Origin of the sequence: Mesorhizobium sp. M1E.F.Ca.ET.063.01.1.1 (genome assembly GCF_003998155.1) — a bacterium.
Classification (GTDB): Bacteria; Pseudomonadota; Alphaproteobacteria; order Rhizobiales; family Rhizobiaceae; genus Mesorhizobium.
Map to the genome: position 1 here is coordinate 1 of NZ_RZSC01001018.1, position 1,707 is coordinate 1,707.

At 68.1% G+C, this 1,707-nt stretch carries 2 protein-coding genes; one reads left to right on the forward strand and one right to left on the reverse strand.

The window, feature by feature from the left end; all coding sequences use genetic code 11:
* Positions 1-628 (forward strand): glycosyltransferase (locus tag EOA29_RS35500; RefSeq protein WP_127222324.1); only part of this gene is annotated, 628 nt, incomplete at its 5' end.
* Here EOA29_RS35500 and EOA29_RS35505 read toward each other — a convergent pair.
* Positions 614-1,707 (reverse strand): hypothetical protein (locus EOA29_RS35505; protein ID WP_127222325.1); only part of this gene is annotated, 1,094 nt, incomplete at its 5' end. The two genes, EOA29_RS35500 and EOA29_RS35505, sit on opposite strands and share 15 nt — an antisense overlap.

Below are 1,707 nucleotides of genomic sequence, written 5' to 3' on the forward strand. Positions count from 1 at the left end.
ATCCTATCGGCAGCGTCTCCACCGCATTGACCACGGCGTTCCCGTGCCGGGCGGGGAATTCGACAAGGCGGCCGCGCGTGCCGCCTTCGGCCTGCCGCAGGGCGTGTGGCTGGCCGTCTCATCGGGCCGGCTGACACGGACGAAGAACCAGATCGCCCTTGTCGGGGCGCTCGACCAACTGCCCGAGGTGCACGTCGCGCTCGCCGGCGCCGGGCCGGAGCGCGAGGCGCTCGTTGCCTTTGCCGAAAGCCACGGCGTGGCGAATCGCTTGCATCTCGTCGGCGAGGTTCCGCCGGCGCGCATCTTCGAATTCCTCGCGGCCGGCGACGCCTACGCCTTTCCGTCGATGACGGAGACCTTTGGCCTCGCCTGCGTCGAGGCGGCCATTTCAGGCCTGCCGATCGTGGCCAGCAACCTCGACGTCATGCGCGAGGTGCTGACGGCGGAGGACGGCTCACCCGCCGCGCTGTTCGTCGAAGCCAACGCCGCCGGCATGGCCAGCGGGCTCGCCGACCTGTTCGCGCGGCCAGAATCCAAGGCCAGGCTTTCGGCGGCGGGGCGGCGGCTGCGGGACAAATATTCGCCGGCCAGGATGTGCGCCGGCTACGAGGCGCTACTTCTTGGCTGATCGCTTCCGCACGGCCGCAATCCCGTCGATCACCTCCAGGCGGCCGGCCCGATTGAGCGTGTGGATCTTCGGATAGGGCCAATCGCCGGCCGCATCGATTGATCGGGGGGGCGAGAGCCGCACCATCCGCTCGTCGAGTTGCAGCAGCTCGCACAGGCCAAGCCCGCCGCCATAGCCCAGGGTTCCGTCCTGGACCGGAAGGAGGACGCTGCCCCCGCGGTCGAGGACGAAGGCTCCGCCTGGGCGAGCCATGCGATGGTCGATCAGGATCGGGTTCGCCGGATGTGGCCGCCATGGGCCGGCGAGCGCGGGAGCGGAGAAAACCACCAGCGTGTCGGAAGTGCTTCCGTGGCCATCCCGATCCGTGGCGAACAGCCAGAGCATGCCTTCATGCTCGAACAAGGTGGCGTCGGAAATCTCGCCTTCGACCAGCACGGCCTCGGCTATCCAACCGTCCGGGAAACCCGAGGCGCGATAGAGCGTGAGCTTGCCGCTGGCGCTCGCTTCCGGCAGCATCCAGATCACGCCGTCGCGCTCGAACACCTGCGGGTAGGAAAGGTGGTGCGCTTCCTCCAGCACGACCCGCGGCGCACCGGGAATGCCGTCCGCATCGAAGGGAACAACGGAGATCACCGCCTTGCCGGTCGCGTGCGGATAATCTTCCACGAAGACGAAGGGCTGATCACGCCACCAAAAGGGGAAAGGATCGGCATAGAAATGATCGCCCTGGTCGGGCAGCACCGACCAGCCGGTGCCGAGCTTGCCCGTGTCGGCGACGCCCGGTGCATCAGTGAAGCGGTAGCCTACCCGCCAGTGCGCATGGCGGAAGCGTGCGCGCCGAAGCGCTTCCCGGCCCAGCCGTGGCAGTGCTGCGCCGAGATAGGCGGATGTGAACCGGCCTCGCTCACCAAGACCATGGGTTTCGGTGATTGCCTCGCGTGGCAGCCGGTCGGCGGCGAACGCGCGAGCGACCGATTGAACCAGGGTGACGGCCCGGGCGAACACGTCCTCGGTGCCGAGTGCGGTGGATTCGCGCTTGTCGACCATCGGCCGCGCCAGGCCCACCACCGTCTTTTTGT